Raw genomic sequence first — 14,721 nt, 5'->3', positions numbered from 1 at the left:
TGGAAAAGGCCATGAAAGGGCACATCCTTGCCCAAGCCGAATTGATGGGCCGCTACCAGCGGTAGCCATGGCCGCTCTCGTAGGCGGACTCAAGAACTTGACAGCCCCTGCCCTTTGTCGGATAATCCGATTGTCCGATTGTCAGATTTTTCGAAGCCTATGGGAACACCTCTAAAGGAAAAGGTCAGGCTGGGGGCCAAGCGGCAGCTCACCATACCGCAGGAAGCTCTCGCCAAACTCCGCTTGAGCGAAGGTGACGTTCTTGAATTGCGCGTATGGGATGACAAGATCGAACTTGTCCCTATGGCTTTGATTCCCCGTGATCAATTGTGGTTCTGGACCCCGGAGTGGCAGAAAAAAGAAAAGGAAGCAGATGAAGACCTCGCCAAGGGCCGCTACAAGGAATATAAGAGCATGCGGCAAGCTATCGCGAGCCTGAAATCGTGAGAGTTCGGGTCTTCGATCGCTTTCGGAGGGACTATCAACGCCTCCCGAAGCACATCCAGAAGCAAACGGACAAGGCGCTCGCTCTTCTGGAGCAGAATCCGCTCCATCCCTCTTTACACACAAAACGAATCAAAGGGACGAAACACATTTGGGAAGCTCGGATTACGATTGTCTATCGCTTCACCTTCAACTGGGAGTCGGACTTGGTCACCCTCCGTCGCGTCGGCACCCACGACATTTTGACGAAGGAGATGAAGTGAACGGCCAATGTTTCGTTATTGACCTGAAGAGTCTTCAGGGAAGTGGAATGCTGGTTCGACCGACTCGGTTTACCTCATTGCTGACGTAAAGCAGTCCAACGCGGTATGGCGGACGCCAAAGAATCTTCCAACCAAGAACCAGTAGGAGGTGCACAGATGGGGCGGATTGCTGGGCGGCTGCTCATGGCAATTGGAGTGATTCACTGTGCGTTGTTTCTATGGTGGGGTCGGAGGGCACTCGTGGCCATCTGGCAGGACGGCTTCTTCAATACCATCGATCCACACAAGGATCGGCAGATGATTTTCTGGTCGCTGTGCTTCGGCGTGCTGGCGATTTTCCTCGGCCAGGTCGTCAGTTGGCTCGAAGCGCAGGGCAAGCGAACGCCCGCCTTCCTCGGCTGGGAATTTTTGGCGCTTTTCGTGGTCGGCGGCATGCTCATGCCCTATTCCGGCGGGTGGCTTGCTCTTGTCCCGGCCCTGCTTAATTGGCTCCCGGCACAAAAGGAGAGTCTCGGTTGACGCTGAGACGGACGCGATGATCAAAGAGGGACTCGAAGCAAAGGGAGCTATCTGCTGCTTCTGCGGACAAGGGATTGAACCGCGTGACTCTCACGCCGGACACATAACTGTTCGGCTGCTCTACCCCAAGGACCAGAAGGCCGCCGAGCCTTCGCAAGAACTCTATTGTCACGCTCTCTGCCTTAGAGAAAGAGTGCCGCCAAACACGCCCCTCGTCTTAGAAGTTCTGGACAACTAGGCAGCTTGCATTTCTTTGGAAGCAAATGACTATTTGCCCGCCGCGTTGACACAGGGGCGGGGCTGCTCAATAATGGCGCACAAATGATCGGCTCATTGCACGGGACGGTGGCGGAGAAGCGGCCGAACCGCATCCTGGTGGACGTGAATGGGGTTGGTTACGCCGTCCAGGTGCCGCTTTCGACTTACGTGGAACTGGGCCCGCTGCGCAGCGAAGTTTCTCTCCTCATCCACACCCACGTCCGCGAAGATGCGTTGACGCTTTACGGTTTTCTGACTGCCAAGGAAAAATCGCTGTTTGAGCAGCTCCTGAAGGTCACCGGCATCGGTCCTAACCTGGCCATCACGTTGCTCTCCGGCCTGGCGGTGGACGAACTCGTACCCGCCATCCGGCGCAACGATTTGGTCCGGCTGACGGCGATACCCGGGATCGGGCGGAAGACGGCTGAGCGGATCGTGGTCGAGCTGCGCGACAAGGTGGCCCATCTCGAAACGGGAATAGCCGCTGCCCCGGCAGTATCGGGCGGCGCCTTTGAAGCCGACGTCGCTTCCGCGCTGCTCAACCTGGGCTATCCGCAAGCAGCCGTCGAGAAGGCGGTGGCTGAAGCGGCGCGCGAGGCGAGCGAAAAATCCTTTGACGCGGTTTTGCGAGAAGCGTTGCAACGGCTCACCGGGCGGCGGGCACGAGCCCCGATGGCATCGAGAGGGGCGGGTACAAACGCATGAGCGCCGGGTCCATGCCGAAGCCTCAGGATGACCGCCGACGATTGGTCTCCGGGCAGGCTTATAACGATGACTCGAAGTTTGAGTCGAGCATTCGGCCGCGCACACTCGCCGAATTTGTCGGGCACGCGCGGATCAAGGAGATTCTCTCCATCGCCATTGAGGCCACTCGCTCGAGAGGCGAGGCGCTCGACCACGTTTTGCTCTATGGGCCGCCCGGCCTCGGCAAAACGACCCTCGCCACCATCATCGCCAACGAGCTGGGCGTTGACATCAAGGTCAGCTCGGGACCCATGCTCGAGCGCAAAGGCGACCTGACCGCCATCCTGACGGCGCTCGAGATGCGCGAGTGTCTCTTCCTCGACGAGATTCATCGCCTCCAGGCGCAGATCGAAGAAATTCTCTATCCGGCGATGGAGGAATACCGGATTGATCTGGTCATCGGCCAGGGGCCGGGGGCCAGAATTCATCCCTACCGCCTGCAACCCTTCACGCTCATCGGCGCCACCACTCGCGCCGGACTCATCACGGCGCCGCTGCGCTCGCGCTTCGGGATTGTTCACCGGCTGGACTTCTACCCGCCGGATGACCTTGATCAGATTGTGCGGCGCTCAGCACAGATTCTGGCGATCCCGGTGGATGGCGGGGGATCGGAAGAAATCTCTCGCCGCAGCCGGGGCACGCCGCGGGTGGCGAACCGCTTGCTGCGCCGGGTGCGGGATTTTGCCGAGGTACGCGCCGCCGGAAAAATCACCGGGGAGGTTGCCCGCGATGCGCTCAAAATGCTCGAAGTGGACGATTACGGCTTTGACGAAATGGACCGCAAGCTGCTCTTGACGATCATTGAGAAATATGACGGCGGGCCGGTGGGCGTGAACACGCTGGCGGCTTCGATTGCCGAGGAAGTGGACGCCATTGAAGAGATCTACGAGCCGTTCTTGATCCAGATTGGCTTCTTGAACCGCACGTCCCGCGGCCGCATGGCCACCGCGCTCGCCTACAAGCATTTTGGGTTGAACCCGCCATCGCGGCAGCCGGATTTGTTCTAGCACCATCCCAGAGACTGCAACCACAGATGAACACTGATGAACACAGATCGGATCAAGACCGATTACTGAGATGGCAAAGGCCTGTGTGAAGCAGAGGATTTGATGGCCGCAACGCATCCCAAGACGGTTTATCTTTCGCTCGGCTCGAACCTGGGCGACCGCCAGGTGAACCTGGAGCGGGCCATCGCCCGGATGAACTCGAGCGGCATTGCAGTGCGGCGGGTCAGCTCGCTCTATCAAACCGAGCCGGTGGATTTTCCGGCGCAGGGATGGTTCCTCAACTGCGTGGTGGAGGCGGAAACGTCGCTGCTGCCGCTTCAGTTGTTGCACGAGCTGCGGAGGATTGAACGGCTGCTCGGCCGGCGAAGGATGGTGAGGCGCGGCCCGCGGGGGATTGACATTGACATCCTGCTTTATGAAAACGCGATTGTTCGTTCCGCCGAGCTTCAAGTGCCTCACCCCCGGATGACCGACCGGCGATTTGTTTTGCAGCCGCTGCGGGAGCTGGCACCCTGGCTGCGGCATCCCGCGTTCCAGAAAAGCGTCACTGAGCTGCTGGCGGCGACGCCCGACCGGAGCCAAGTTCGCCGCTGGCGCGGGGGCGAAAATAGAAAATAGAAAATCAAAATTCGAGAATCAGAAATCAGCGCGCCTGCCGGCCAAGTTTTCGTCCGGGCAATCAGCAAGTCTCTCCTGATGTGGAGACAGCTTTACGGATGAGGCGCATACATGACGAAGGCAATCCACGGCTGCAGTTCATAGACCTCGCCGCCATGGGCGTCAATGATCGCCTCTTTGCCGCGCTCAGTAATGCAGATCGCCGAACCCTTGGGTTCCATCCGGGGAAGCCACGACTCCCACGAACGCCAGCGTGGCCTTTTGTTGCGCACGCTCCAGACAAATCGCTTCGACCGCGGATGGAAGTAGAGCTGCGTGCAATAGCCTTGAACGAATTCCCCGCCCAGGCAGAAGGACTCTTTTCCTGGCTTCAAGCCGGCGCGTCGGGCAATGGCAATGGCCGCCGCGCGAGTAGTCCGAAAAGGCGGGCATGAGATTTGCCGATCGCGGCAATTGACCACGCCGGAGCTACTCACTACCTGGTCGGCGTCATCGAGCCAGAGAGATACCGGATGGAAGAGGAGGTAGTCCAGGCCCTCGATGCGATAGTTGAAGCTCACGGCGTGCACAGCGCTTGCGTTGAGCTTGCCAGGCGGATAGGTACGTGCCGAGCGAAGCGTGACGAACCTCTCGAATGGCTCGCGGCCGAAATTTTCGATCAGGAGGTGCTCGGCGGTCCGCACCATATCGGGGGGCGCAAGCGGGAGTTGCCGCTCGCTTTCGTACTCAGGCTCCTGGGCGGTCGCGGTGCTCGGCGCGAGAAAAATCGCCATTACCACGAAGCCGAGCATCTTGCGTCCTACGCGGCGCATATCGACAGGCCAGCATACCCGATGAACTTCCAGCCGGTGCGTCGCTTTCTCCCTGGGCGCCATCGCCCGAGCCAGCTCTTCAAGCAGCGACGCCGGATCGGCCGGTCCCGCATCCATTGCGGGCCGCATTTCTAATCTCCCTCGTAGTGGTCTGTCCGAAGGCGAACCCTTATTCCTTCCGCAGCTTGTTGAAGTGCAGCTCGAGCGGCGATTTGCCGAGGGCGATGAGCTCGAATTGGGCATAGCCGCGCTCGGAGATTTCGGTGGTGCGGTAGAGGTCAGGTTCGCTCTCTGATTTTTCTGCGCCACGAAGCGGGGTAAGAAATTCCTGCGCCCGCGCCACTTCCGGCGCCGCCTCCTTAGGCTTGGGCCGGTTCAGCGCTTCGACCACGTAGGAGCGGAGCAGCTTGGACCAGTAGCGCTCAAACAGCGCCGGCGAAGCGAACACATCCGCCCAGGCCAGCTCGCCGCCGTAAGCCACGACCACACCCACGACCCTTTCCTGTTTGAGGCCGGCGGTGGCCTGCTTGAAGCGACGGTCGAGCTCGTCAGCAAAAGGCTCGATGTGCCGCCGGCTGCGAGCGTCCTTGGCAATACTCGTGTAGGCCGCCGTGCCCGAGCGGGCGACTGCCTCAACGGTCGCGGTCGAAGTCGCCAGCCCTCCCCCACTCCCGCCTGCAACGCGGTTTTCGCCGCTCACTTCGGCCCAGACTTTGGCTTGATCCTTGGCGACAGCCACTTCCTGCCGCAACTTCGGGTGAGCCATGAGCTCGACCGCGTGGAATTGATATGAAGCACCCGTCCACCGCCCGTGTTCGACACAGAAGACATCGAGCGGCAGCGGTTCCCCTTCCGGAGCGACCAGGCGGTCCTTGGCAATCACGCGGTCCTGCTTACCGCCACTCACAATTTCGCCAGCAAGCAAAATCAGGCGCTTCTTGGAGTGATTGAGGAGCGCCAGGCGATTCACCTGCGCCCCTCCGCCCTGGATGGGCAGCGGCCGGCCATCGCGCGAGCGACGGAGAATTTCACCGCCTACCTCGCTCACCACCACCTGGCCCGTTTGGAGACCTTCATCGAGCGTCAGGTAATCTTCCGTCGAAGGCCACTCCGACACCACCACCGGATAGAGAGCCAGGCCCTCGTAGCTGGCCGGAGGAAGAACCCTTGAGGTGGTTTTTGCCTGGACGGTTTCAAGAAAAGCAACCCGGGCAAGAAACCCGAGACATGCGAAGAGAGTGAGGAAGAAGAAGAAAAGCCCGAGACGACGAGACATGGTTGCCTCCCCTTCGCCCGGGACTACACCCAATCTGTTTGACACCGGTTGCGGGCAAAAGGTTAGCCAAAAAATAGACGTGACCGGCAGACAGCGAAGAAAAGAGTATGGGAGGTTCTCGGGCAGAAGGGTGCTCCCGGGATCGTTGGCTTGCGGGAGCGCGGAGGCTTGGCTATAATCCGCCGCCATGGCGCTCGCTCCCACTCCCGCGTTTGTTCCGCCACGCTACATCGTTGTCGAAGGTCCCATCCGCGTTGGCAAAACCTCGCTGGCAAAGATTCTTGCCGAACGGCTGCACGCCCGGCGCATCCTGGACAGCGAGGACAATCCCTTTTTGCAGGCCTTTTATGAGGAACACCCCGGCGCCGCCTTTGCCGCCCAGATGCACTTCCTCATCGAGCGATACAACTTGTTGAAAGAGTTGGACTTTGCTTCCGACCCCAACCGCGTGGTCGTATCCGATTTTCTCGTTGAGAAAGACAAGATTTTCGCGTACATTAATCTGGACGATTCCGAGTTGAAGGTCTATGACCTCTACTACGAATCGTTCCGGGAGCGTTTGCCGACGCCCGATCTGGTGATTTACCTTCAGGCGACGCCGGAAGTCCTGAAGAAACGCATCGCCAAGAAAAATCATCCGATCGAGGCAGAGCTTTCCGAGGAGTACCTGGAAGAGGTTGCCAAGGCGTACGAGCACTTCTTCTTTCACTATACGGCGTCAGACCTGCTGGTGGTGAACACGTCCGAGATTGATTTTGTTGACCGGAACGATGACTTGCAGGAGCTGATGCGACGGCTCTCGCAGCCGGTGAAAGGCACGCAGTATTTTCTGCCGCTTGGATCCCGCTAACGCGGGACTGAGACGGTGAGCGCAAGCGGAGCGCGACTCGGCCCGAGTGGTCGGGAGGGTTCGCGGTTCGCCAAGGTATCAAGATGGTGCGGCGGCTCGGATCCCGCCAAGGCGGGAGGGGGCGGCCGCGGGGCGCTATCGTCCTCAGCCCTTTCTGCGGGACCTCCGGCAGAAAGGGCTTTTGATTTTCGGGCCGGATCCCTTAGCGACCGGCACCCAGGAGGTAACCATGAGCGTCCCCCTCAACGGCGGAAACGGGAACCGCAAGGTAACCGTTCCGACCATCCTCGAACGAAAATCTTGCCGAGAGCGCATCACCTGCTTGACCGCTTACGATTATCCGACCGCACGGCTGGTGGACGAGGCCGGGATCGACATGATTCTGGTCGGCGATTCCCTCGCTATGGTCGTGCTCGGCTACGAAAACACCTTGCCGGTGACGGTGGAAGAAATGCTTCACCACACGCGAGCGGTGCGCCGCGGGGTGAAGCGGGCACTCGTCATCGCCGACATGCCCTACGGCTCCTTTCACCTGGATGCCGCCTCCGCCGTGGGCAACGCGGTGCGGTTCGTGAAAGAAGGCGGCGCGGAAGCGGTCAAGGTGGAAGGCGGAGAAAAACGCCTCGAGCTGATTGCCCGGCTGGTGGAAGCGGAGATACCGGTCATGGGCCACGTCGGCCTGACACCGCAATCGGTGCACGCCCTGGGCGGCTTCAAGGTGCAGGGGAAATCCATCGAAGCGGCCGAGCAACTGCTGCGCGACGCCCGGGCGGTCGAAGCCGCCGGTGCGTTTTCAATCGTGCTGGAATCCATCCCGCGGGAGCTGGCCGCGCTCATTACCCGCGAGCTTAAAATCCCCACCATCGGCATCGGTGCCGGGCCGGAGTGCGATGGCCAGGTGCTGGTGTTCCACGACCTGGTCGGATTGAGCTTCAGCGTGCAGCCGAAGTTTGCCCGTCAATATGCCGATCTGGCGGCCCAAATTCGCCATGCCGTGGAGGGTTTCAAAAAGGATACTCTGGCCGGGGCCTTTCCGTCTGACGCCGAGTCGTATCATCTGCCGACGGAGACGCGCGACCGAATGCTCGCCACGCTGGTTAGAAAATGCTAGAAAATCTTGAACCACGGATGAACACCGACAGAATACTCAGCAAATGGATGCGGATAAGCTTCCAGCCACGCTCTCTTTCCATCGGTATCGGTGGTTGTGCATCCATGGTTGCCTGTTCCCGGTATGGAAACCATTCACACCATTGACTGGATGAAGCAGGCGGCGCGGCAGGCGCGCGATGCAGGCGAAGTTCTCGGGTTTGTGCCGACGATGGGCGCGCTCCATGAAGGCCACCTTTCGCTGGTGCGCGCTGCCCGGGAGCGCTGCTCGCGGGTGGTTGTTTCCCTTTTCGTTAACCCCAAACAGTTCGGCCCCAAAGAGGATTTTGCCCGCTATCCGCGCGACTTTGACGGCGACCGGGCAAAACTCGAACCGGAGGGCGTCGCCTACCTCTTTGCGCCCCGGGCCGAGGAGATGTACCCGGCGGGGTTTCGCACCTACGTCACCGTGGAAGGCTTGAGCGAGCGCCTTTGCGGGAAAAGCCGCCCGGGGCATTTCCGCGGGGTGACGACCGTGGTTCTGAAGTTGCTCGAAATCGTCCGACCCCACTTTGCTTTTTTTGGCCGCAAGGACGCGCAGCAGGCGCGCATCATCCGCCAGATGGCCGGCGACCTCAACCTCGATACCGAGATGGTGGTCTGCCCGATCGTGCGCGAAGCCGATGGGCTGGCGTTGAGTTCCCGCAATGCTTACCTCCATGCCGACGAGCGCCGGGCCGCCACCGTTCTTTATCGCAGCCTCAGCCGCGCCCGAAAACTCATCGAGCAGGGCGAGCGATCGGTGTCGCTGCTGGCGGGGGAGATACGCAAGTGGATCGAAGCAGAACGGCGGGCGATGGTGGACTACGTGGAGATCGTGGACGCGGATACGTTCGAGCCCAAGCTCGACCTCCGCGGGCGTTGCCTGGTGGCGTTGGCCGTCTTGTTCGGCAACACTCGCCTGATTGACAACATGATCATCGAAATCGGCGAGGGCCAACCCTTTTTCGAGTTGTAGGCATCTTTCCTTCTTGGCCTCCTTGCTTCTTTGAGCCTCCTACCTGCCCAGGGTCGTCTCCTTGTGGTATCCTGTGAGGCATAAAGATAATTGCATTCGCGGAAGGAGCCGCGGTTTGTCAAAGTTCACAAAGGAGTAGCCATGGGAAAGCGATTCGCAGTCGGGCTCTTTTTGATGGTAGCTGTTCTGGGCATGTCGCTTGGAGCGTTCGCGGCCACGACGGTACCTGCCGGAACGACCCTTTCGGTTCGTTTGATTGACTCACTCAGCTCCGCCAAGAACAGGGTGGGCGAACCCTTCGCCGCCTCGGTCGATGTGCCGGTTGTGGTTGGCGGGAAGACGGTGGTCCCGCGCGGCGCTCGGGTGAATGGCGAGGTCGTATCGGCGGTCGCTTCGGGGCGGCTTAGGACGCCGGCAAAGCTCTATCTGAAGCTGGTTTCGATTGAGATCAATGGCAGGACTTATCCGCTCAGCACCGGCTTCACCGGTCGCACCGAAAAGAGCCACGCCCAGCGCAACGTGGCAGCCATCGGCGGCGGCGCGGCGGCGGGCGCGATCATTGGCGCCATTGCCGGCGGGGGCAAAGGCGCGGCGATCGGCTCGGTGGCCGGCGCGGGTGCCGGAACGGCAGGGGCGGCCGCTACGGGCAAGAAGGACGTCGAGTATCCGTCCGAGAGACTCCTGCGGTTCACGCTGAAGAACGCTTTGACCGTCCAGTGACGGTTGCCGAATCAGCAGTGGCGGGAGTGGATGGAGAATCGCGAAGAGTGGCCTGACGAACGCCCTCAAAAGCAAATGTTCTGCGGAGAAAGATAGTTCGTCTCGAGCCTCCCACCCGCTAACGGTTCCCATCCACCCCTAATGGTTCACCTGAGTGCCGCAAGAACTTCCTCGCTGTGCCCCTTCACCTTGACCTTGGGAAAGATCTTTTTTATTTTTCCTTCGGCATCAATGAGGAAGGTAGTCCGCTCAATCCCTTTGAAAAGGCGGCCGTAGAGCGACTTGCGTTTGTGCACGCCGTAGGCCGTGGCGGTCTCTTTCTTGGAGTCGGTGAGGAGCGGAAAGGGAAGCTTCTGCTGCTCTTTGAATTTCCTGTGCCGGTCGGTCGAGTCAAAGCTGACGCCCAGAATCTCCGCGCCCGCCCGGCGGATGGCGGCGTAATGGTCGCGAAACGAACAGGCCTCAAGCGTGCACCCGGGCGTCATGTCCTTCGGATAAAAATAGAGCACCACGTGCTTGCCGCGAAAAGCTCCGAGGGAAATGGTTTGGCCGTCGTCGGCCAGCAGGGAAAAGTCCGGTGCCCGGTCGCCTTCCTTGAGTGCAGCCATGAAAAATCCTCCAGGTATTCTTTGATTCTAACAGTAATCCGGCGCCCCTCAAGACAGTCGGGAAGCGATTCCCCGGCAGGCGGGGCTATCCCACTCAGCGCCGCGTTTCCTCGACGCGCCGCTTCAGCTTGCCCAGCAGGTCTTCCGTGATGGTGTCGTGAAACCGGCGGATCACCAGCCAATAGGCTCTGCCCATCCGGCCTTTGAAGTGGGCGCGGGTGAGATTGTAGAGCATCGTCGTCGAATCGGAAATCGGGTCGGCGACGAAGGCACTGATGGTTCGCGTCAGGCGGTTCTCGACCCCGAGCACCCATTCCCGGCCGGGCACTATGGCCTCGACACGAGAGAAGAAGACCCGCCCGCCCACGGTCCAATTTGTTTCGCGGTCCCAAACAAGTCCTCGATCCCAACCAAAAACTTTTCCGGCCGCGACGCGGGTGGCAAAAAGAAGCTGGTGCAGCGGGTGGAGACGAATTTCGGAGAGCCGCTGCAAGCCGAGCGAAAAGATTTCGGCCGGGGTGGCGTTGATTGCGACCGCGTGGACGTTGGTTACTTCCGCTTGCGGGGAGCGGCGCAAGGACTCAAGGTCAGGAAATCTCTGAAGAAAGTCCTCCGGCCGAACCAGCATGGCGCTCGCAAGATAGCATGGAAAAGTTGCTCCGGGAGAGGCGCAAGCGGATGGGTTGGGCGATCCTCTCAGAGGCGCTTCCAGACAAAATCCATTCGCGTCAATTCGCCGTCGTAGTCCGACCCAGCGGGAAGAGGCCGGTAACAGGACAATTCGTCGGCGGCGAAATGGCTGGGGCGGAAGGATTCGAACCTCCACCTCCGGATTAACAGTCCGGCGTGCTACCAGACGCACTCCACCCCAGTTTCGGTTGCAACATCATACCCCAGAATGACTTAGTGAACATACGCCGGTTCGGGTCCGATTGGTTCAAATGCGCCGGTGCTAGTGTTGGTGTCAGTTGCCTTCTCTGTCGGGGTCGACGCGCAGGCTTCCGTTAGCCGTTCCACGGCAGCCAGTTGGTGGGTGGGAGCGACATGAGAATAGCGTACGGTCATGGCTATGGTTTTGTGCCCTAGTAGCTCTTGAACGGTGCGTAGGTCAACTCCGGCCATGACGAGGCGGCTGGCGAAGGTGTGCCGCAAGCAGTGCCACGTGAAGTCTTCAATTCCGGCCTCGCGGATGGCAGACTCGAACCAGTGCCGGGGCTTGGCCAGGGGTTCGCCCTTACTGTTGCGGATTACCCGGCCTGCGCTGTTTCCACGCTCGCTTAGAGCCTTCAGGGCGGCTAGAGCTGCGCCGTTTAGAGGCACATGCCGCATCTCACCATTTTTGCTACGGGGCACAGTCAGAATCCGCCGGGAAAGGTTCACGTTCTCCCAAGTCAGGCCGTACATCTCGCTGAGCCGCAGCCCGGTGTTCAGGGCCAAATCCAGCTCGGGCACATGCTCAGCGTAATTGCCCTGCATGACTTCGCGGAGCCGCTTTTCTTCCTCAGCGCTCAGCCAGCGCATCCGTGCATTGTTCTCGGGCCTATGTCGTACAAGCCGAGCTGGGTTTGCGGAAACCTTGCCGTTGCGAATCCCCAGGCGGTAAATGAGGGACAGCAGAGCCCGGTGCCGGTTACACGTTGCTGGAGCCCAACCCTCTTCTTGGATGGCTTGCTCCAGCTTCCGCTCGATTTCTTGGGGGGTAATGGAATCGGCGGCCCGATCCCGGAACCACTCTAGCAACCGTGCCATTCGGTAGACATCATCCGGGTAGCTGCGTTTGTGGGCCTTCGAGTAGGCCAAGGCATCCTGGGCAAGCTCCGCAAAACTCACAATTGGGGCTCGGAGCCGTTCTGGCAATTTCTTGCCTTGTAAGGCTTCTGTCTTGCGCTTGCGGTACAGTAACAGTGCTGCGCTCTTAGAGCCTGCCTTCTCGCGGCGAATCCGGCCGATGGCGTCGGCATATCGAATCCACCACACGCCTGAGCCAGGGAACTTCTCAAAGATACCGCGCTGTTTCATTGTTGGCCTTCTTTCTTCGGCGGTCTGCCGCCAAGCTTGCCGTTCCGCCTTGAGGCCCGGGCCTTGCGCGGGGAGCGAATCGCACCACGGCAGGCCGGGCAGAAGCAAACAAGCTTGACACCGTGGGTGGGGCAACGCATGCGCTTACAATAAACCTAACAGGATAGGTTGTCAAGGGCGAATCTATCTGCTAGAATGGGGCCGCGCGGTTAGGCACAGGCCAGCCAAAAGCGGGTGCATGCCAGCCCGCCTCCCGAGACTCACGCCACAACGAGTAGTTACGCGGGAAGGTGCGATGCGCAAACGTCCGAACGTAAGAAAAAGGCCGCCCAGAAAGGACTCCAAGGCGAAATCCTGCTGCAAACTTCTCAGCAAGCTAAAACCGGAGGAACTCGACGACCCGCGGCTACGTAACGCCTGGATGGAGTGGGAGATGTCTCCTCCCGGCCGTGTGTTAGAGTTGAAATCTGACCAGCAAAGCGGAAAGCAATGGTTCGAGGCGGCGGAACGCAAACGCCCTTCCTACGAAGACCTTACCCGGAAGTACTACGGAGACATACGCTTGACCGAGTTCGTGAGGAAGGCAATCGAGCAACTTCATCGCCATCCCATGGAGCGTAGGTCCAAAAGGCGGGAATACAACGTGATCGATCTTGAGGAGATCAAATGGCTGCGCAGCGTCGTTGCCACAGAGCAGAAGCTTGAACCACGACGTGGACTGAACGAATACGACGTTCGACACTGGTTCGCTGCCGACCCGGCAGCCTGCATAGCGAGTGCCGCGGCCCAAAGGATCCTCCGCGCACAACGCCATCCCTTTCGCCCGTGGGTTCGCTTCCCATCGCAGCAAGAAATAAACGCGGCACGGACCCGAGCAGAGAAACGGGAGATTGAAGAGTTGCAAGGCGTTGCCGGGTCGCATCTAGTTGAGCGCCAACATGTGTCTTGGTGGGAAGACCTTCGCGGAGAGCTCATAAAAGTCGGCGTGGCGGATGCCCTGGCACACCGATTTGCAGACTATCTGAGCGGCTATATGCTCGTCCGCGACCAGGAACAGCAAAGGGGTACCCCGGAGTGGCGCAGGGCAAAACGACTCTTTTCCAGAATGGGGTGGAAACCCGGCCCGACCGTTAATCCGCCCCACCGCGAGTCACTCAAAACCACAGTCACCCGCTTGATGGTGGAACACCTCCAAGAGCAGGGTGCGCCCCAGGGAAAAGCTGCCTATATGGTCACTTCTGTTTGGGAGCTCATCGGGAAAGGTGACCCCGAATCCGATCCTGCCTCGACGGCCCGTGTGGCCCGCCTCTCCCGCCGGAGGAAAGCACTGACCAAGTAGCTGCGTGCGTGGTCAGTGCTTTCCTCGACTCGATTCCGAAATGCTCGCACCATTGGTGTCGCAGTGCGTGCTGCTGCGAGCGGCGCGACGCAAGGGGGCCTAGTGGATTCGTTGCTTCTATCTCGGCGGAAGGCTGCGGCAATGCTGAGCATCTCCCTGAGAACTCTCGACTATTTGATCGCACGAAAGGAAATAGTGGTGCGACGGGTGGGCTCGCGCGTGCTGATCCCGTGCGCGGCGCTGGAGAACTTCGCGCGGCGGGACCACGCCACGCGGCCAACCGGCGCGGGCAAGGCTGACGGCGATGCATGCTGACCGCCCGCTGCCGCACAACGTTGACGCTGAGCGGGGCATGCTCGGCGCCATCTTGCTCGACAACTCAGCCTTGAACGCCGCCATCGAGCTGCTGAAGCCAGAAGATTTTTTTCTCGAATCTCATCGTCGCGTCTTTCGTTGCATGGTGGCCATGGATGAGGGAGGTCAACCGATTGACCTTCTCACGCTCGCTAGTGAACTCGAGCGGCGCGGGGATTTAGAGGCGGTAGGAGGCTCGCCTTATGTCTCGCAGTTGATTGACGGCGTGCCGCGCTTAACCAACGTCGAGCACTACGCGCAGCTGGTGCGACAGGCATCCCTACTTCGCAGCTACGCCCACGCGGGGGAAGCAATTCGACTCGCGGCGCTCCAGCAGGGTGCGGAACCGGAGAAGATTCTCGGAAGCTTGCGGGAATTGCTCGACAGAGGAGTTGTAGCCACGAAGCGGCGTCTTCGGGCCGTCTCGGCTGAGGAGCTTCTCCAGATGAACGTGCCTCCACGTGAGATGATCCTTAACCCTATATTGCCGACGCAAGGGCTCGTGATGCTGTACTCGAAACGGGGCGTGGGGAAGACCTTTATCGCTCTCGCGATGGCGCATGCAGTTGCCACGGGTGGTCGCTTCTTACAATGGAGCGCTCCGAAAGCACGCAGCGTGCTCTACGTGGACGGGGAATTGCCCGCAACCACGTTGCGAGAGCGCCTCGCAGCCGTGATTGCCGGCGCGGAACCAACAAGAATCGGAGGGTTGAAGCCGTTGCGACTGATTACTCCTGATCTTCAGGATTACCCACTTCCTGACCTGGCCACGCGGGAAGGGCA

General features: G+C 60.1%; 18 protein-coding genes and 1 tRNA gene. 13 read left to right on the top strand and 6 right to left on the bottom strand.

What is annotated here, in order from left to right:
- Positions 1-138: 138 nt before the first annotated feature.
- From VIH17_09190 to folK, 6 genes are all read left to right on the top strand, one after another.
- A complete protein-coding gene (locus VIH17_09190) occupies positions 139-447 on the top strand; it encodes an AbrB/MazE/SpoVT family DNA-binding domain-containing protein (protein HEY4683408.1) in 309 nt (102 codons plus the stop codon).
- Positions 444-707 (top strand): hypothetical protein, encoded by a 264-nt coding sequence (locus VIH17_09185; protein ID HEY4683407.1) that lies wholly within the window; start codon positions 444-446, stop codon positions 705-707. The genes VIH17_09190 and VIH17_09185 overlap by 4 nt, the downstream gene beginning before the upstream one ends.
- A 156-nt stretch (positions 708-863) precedes the next feature.
- Positions 864-1,226, top strand: coding sequence for a DUF6463 family protein (locus tag VIH17_09180; protein ID HEY4683406.1), 363 nt, complete (start codon positions 864-866; stop codon positions 1,224-1,226).
- A 321-nt stretch (positions 1,227-1,547) separates the two neighbouring features.
- On the top strand, positions 1,548-2,189 hold the full coding sequence (gene ruvA, locus VIH17_09175; protein ID HEY4683405.1) for a Holliday junction branch migration protein RuvA: 642 nt from the start codon (positions 1,548-1,550) through the stop codon (positions 2,187-2,189).
- Positions 2,190-2,200: 11 nt separating this feature from the next.
- Positions 2,201-3,235 (top strand): Holliday junction branch migration DNA helicase RuvB, encoded by a 1,035-nt coding sequence (gene ruvB, locus VIH17_09170; protein ID HEY4683404.1) that lies wholly within the window; start codon positions 2,201-2,203, stop codon positions 3,233-3,235.
- A 102-nt stretch (positions 3,236-3,337) separates the two neighbouring features.
- On the top strand, positions 3,338-3,853 hold the full coding sequence (gene folK / locus VIH17_09165; protein HEY4683403.1) for a 2-amino-4-hydroxy-6-hydroxymethyldihydropteridine diphosphokinase: 516 nt from the start codon (positions 3,338-3,340) through the stop codon (positions 3,851-3,853).
- A 92-nt stretch (positions 3,854-3,945) separates the two neighbouring features.
- Here the strand turns inward: folK and VIH17_09160 are convergent, their stop codons facing one another.
- Positions 3,946-4,794: a hypothetical protein gene (locus tag VIH17_09160; protein HEY4683402.1), complete on the bottom strand. Its 849-nt coding sequence runs from the start codon at positions 4,792-4,794 to the stop codon at positions 3,946-3,948.
- A gap of 40 nt (positions 4,795-4,834) precedes the next feature.
- Complete coding sequence (locus VIH17_09155) at positions 4,835-5,941, bottom strand: DUF6569 family protein (GenBank protein ID HEY4683401.1); 1,107 nt, start codon at positions 5,939-5,941, stop codon at positions 4,835-4,837.
- Positions 5,942-6,128: 187 nt separating this feature from the next.
- Here VIH17_09155 and VIH17_09150 point away from each other — a divergent pair, with 187 nt between their 5' ends.
- The 4 genes from VIH17_09150 to VIH17_09135 all read left to right on the top strand — a co-directional run bounded on the left by VIH17_09150 (position 6,129) and on the right by VIH17_09135 (position 9,618).
- Positions 6,129-6,791, top strand: coding sequence for a deoxynucleoside kinase (locus VIH17_09150; protein ID HEY4683400.1), 663 nt, complete (start codon positions 6,129-6,131; stop codon positions 6,789-6,791).
- 229 nt (positions 6,792-7,020) lie between these two features.
- Positions 7,021-7,902, top strand: coding sequence for a 3-methyl-2-oxobutanoate hydroxymethyltransferase (panB, locus tag VIH17_09145; GenBank protein HEY4683399.1), 882 nt, complete (start codon positions 7,021-7,023; stop codon positions 7,900-7,902).
- Between the two features lie 123 nt (positions 7,903-8,025).
- Positions 8,026-8,898: a pantoate--beta-alanine ligase gene (gene panC / locus VIH17_09140; protein HEY4683398.1), complete on the top strand. Its 873-nt coding sequence runs from the start codon at positions 8,026-8,028 to the stop codon at positions 8,896-8,898.
- Between the two features lie 141 nt (positions 8,899-9,039).
- Complete coding sequence (locus VIH17_09135) at positions 9,040-9,618, top strand: hypothetical protein (GenBank protein ID HEY4683397.1); 579 nt, start codon at positions 9,040-9,042, stop codon at positions 9,616-9,618.
- Between the two features lie 146 nt (positions 9,619-9,764).
- On the opposite strand, the gene bcp is transcribed toward VIH17_09135, so the two are convergent.
- The 4 genes from bcp to VIH17_09115 form a co-directional block, all read right to left on the bottom strand.
- Entirely contained in the window at positions 9,765-10,226 is a 462-nt protein-coding gene (gene bcp / locus VIH17_09130; GenBank protein ID HEY4683396.1) for a thioredoxin-dependent thiol peroxidase, read from the bottom strand.
- Positions 10,227-10,320: 94 nt separating this feature from the next.
- Positions 10,321-10,854, bottom strand: a complete 534-nt coding sequence (locus VIH17_09125; protein ID HEY4683395.1) for a DUF2867 domain-containing protein — start codon at positions 10,852-10,854, stop codon at positions 10,321-10,323.
- Positions 10,855-11,022: 168 nt separating this feature from the next.
- Positions 11,023-11,097: transfer RNA gene (locus VIH17_09120), tRNA-Asn, on the bottom strand.
- A gap of 32 nt (positions 11,098-11,129) precedes the next feature.
- Positions 11,130-12,245, bottom strand: a complete 1,116-nt coding sequence (locus VIH17_09115) for a site-specific integrase (protein HEY4683394.1) — start codon at positions 12,243-12,245, stop codon at positions 11,130-11,132.
- 295 nt (positions 12,246-12,540) lie between these two features.
- Here VIH17_09115 and VIH17_09110 point away from each other — a divergent pair, with 295 nt between their 5' ends.
- The 3 genes from VIH17_09110 to VIH17_09100 all read left to right on the top strand — a co-directional run.
- Positions 12,541-13,584 (top strand): hypothetical protein, encoded by a 1,044-nt coding sequence (locus VIH17_09110; protein ID HEY4683393.1) that lies wholly within the window; start codon positions 12,541-12,543, stop codon positions 13,582-13,584.
- A gap of 15 nt (positions 13,585-13,599) precedes the next feature.
- On the top strand, positions 13,600-13,899 hold the full coding sequence (locus VIH17_09105; protein HEY4683392.1) for a helix-turn-helix domain-containing protein: 300 nt from the start codon (positions 13,600-13,602) through the stop codon (positions 13,897-13,899).
- Positions 13,889-14,721, top strand: an 833-nt coding sequence (locus tag VIH17_09100) for a DnaB-like helicase N-terminal domain-containing protein (GenBank protein HEY4683391.1), incomplete at its 3' end; no start/stop codon positions are given. The genes VIH17_09105 and VIH17_09100, both read left to right, overlap by 11 nt.

It is taken from the genome of Candidatus Acidiferrales bacterium, assembly GCA_036514995.1.
GTDB lineage: Bacteria > Acidobacteriota > Terriglobia > Acidiferrales > DATBWB01 > DATBWB01.
Note: the sequence above shows the minus strand (reverse complement) of the source record. Positions and strands in the feature narration are given on the sequence as shown.

What these genes read in the sequence shown, in the direction of transcription:
- VIH17_09125 (HEY4683395.1), bottom strand. Translation starts at nt 10,854, where the DNA reads ATGCTGGTTCGGCCGGAGGACTTTCTTCAGAGATTTCCTGACCTTGAG.
- panC (HEY4683398.1), top strand. Translation starts at nt 8,026, where the DNA reads ATGGAAACCATTCACACCATTGACTGGATGAAGCAGGCGGCGCGGCAG.
- VIH17_09160 (HEY4683402.1), bottom strand. Translation starts at nt 4,794, where the DNA reads ATGCGGCCCGCAATGGATGCGGGACCGGCCGATCCGGCGTCGCTGCTT.
- VIH17_09155 (HEY4683401.1), bottom strand. Translation starts at nt 5,941, where the DNA reads ATGTCTCGTCGTCTCGGGCTTTTCTTCTTCTTCCTCACTCTCTTCGCA.
- folK (HEY4683403.1), top strand. Translation starts at nt 3,338, where the DNA reads ATGGCCGCAACGCATCCCAAGACGGTTTATCTTTCGCTCGGCTCGAAC.
- bcp (HEY4683396.1), bottom strand. Translation starts at nt 10,226, where the DNA reads ATGGCTGCACTCAAGGAAGGCGACCGGGCACCGGACTTTTCCCTGCTG.
- VIH17_09135 (HEY4683397.1), top strand. Translation starts at nt 9,040, where the DNA reads ATGGGAAAGCGATTCGCAGTCGGGCTCTTTTTGATGGTAGCTGTTCTG.
- VIH17_09180 (HEY4683406.1), top strand. Translation starts at nt 864, where the DNA reads ATGGGGCGGATTGCTGGGCGGCTGCTCATGGCAATTGGAGTGATTCAC.
- ruvA (HEY4683405.1), top strand. Translation starts at nt 1,548, where the DNA reads ATGATCGGCTCATTGCACGGGACGGTGGCGGAGAAGCGGCCGAACCGC.
- VIH17_09115 (HEY4683394.1), bottom strand. Translation starts at nt 12,245, where the DNA reads ATGAAACAGCGCGGTATCTTTGAGAAGTTCCCTGGCTCAGGCGTGTGG.
- VIH17_09110 (HEY4683393.1), top strand. Translation starts at nt 12,541, where the DNA reads ATGCGCAAACGTCCGAACGTAAGAAAAAGGCCGCCCAGAAAGGACTCC.
- ruvB (HEY4683404.1), top strand. Translation starts at nt 2,201, where the DNA reads ATGCCGAAGCCTCAGGATGACCGCCGACGATTGGTCTCCGGGCAGGCT.
- panB (HEY4683399.1), top strand. Translation starts at nt 7,021, where the DNA reads ATGAGCGTCCCCCTCAACGGCGGAAACGGGAACCGCAAGGTAACCGTT.
- VIH17_09150 (HEY4683400.1), top strand. Translation starts at nt 6,129, where the DNA reads ATGGCGCTCGCTCCCACTCCCGCGTTTGTTCCGCCACGCTACATCGTT.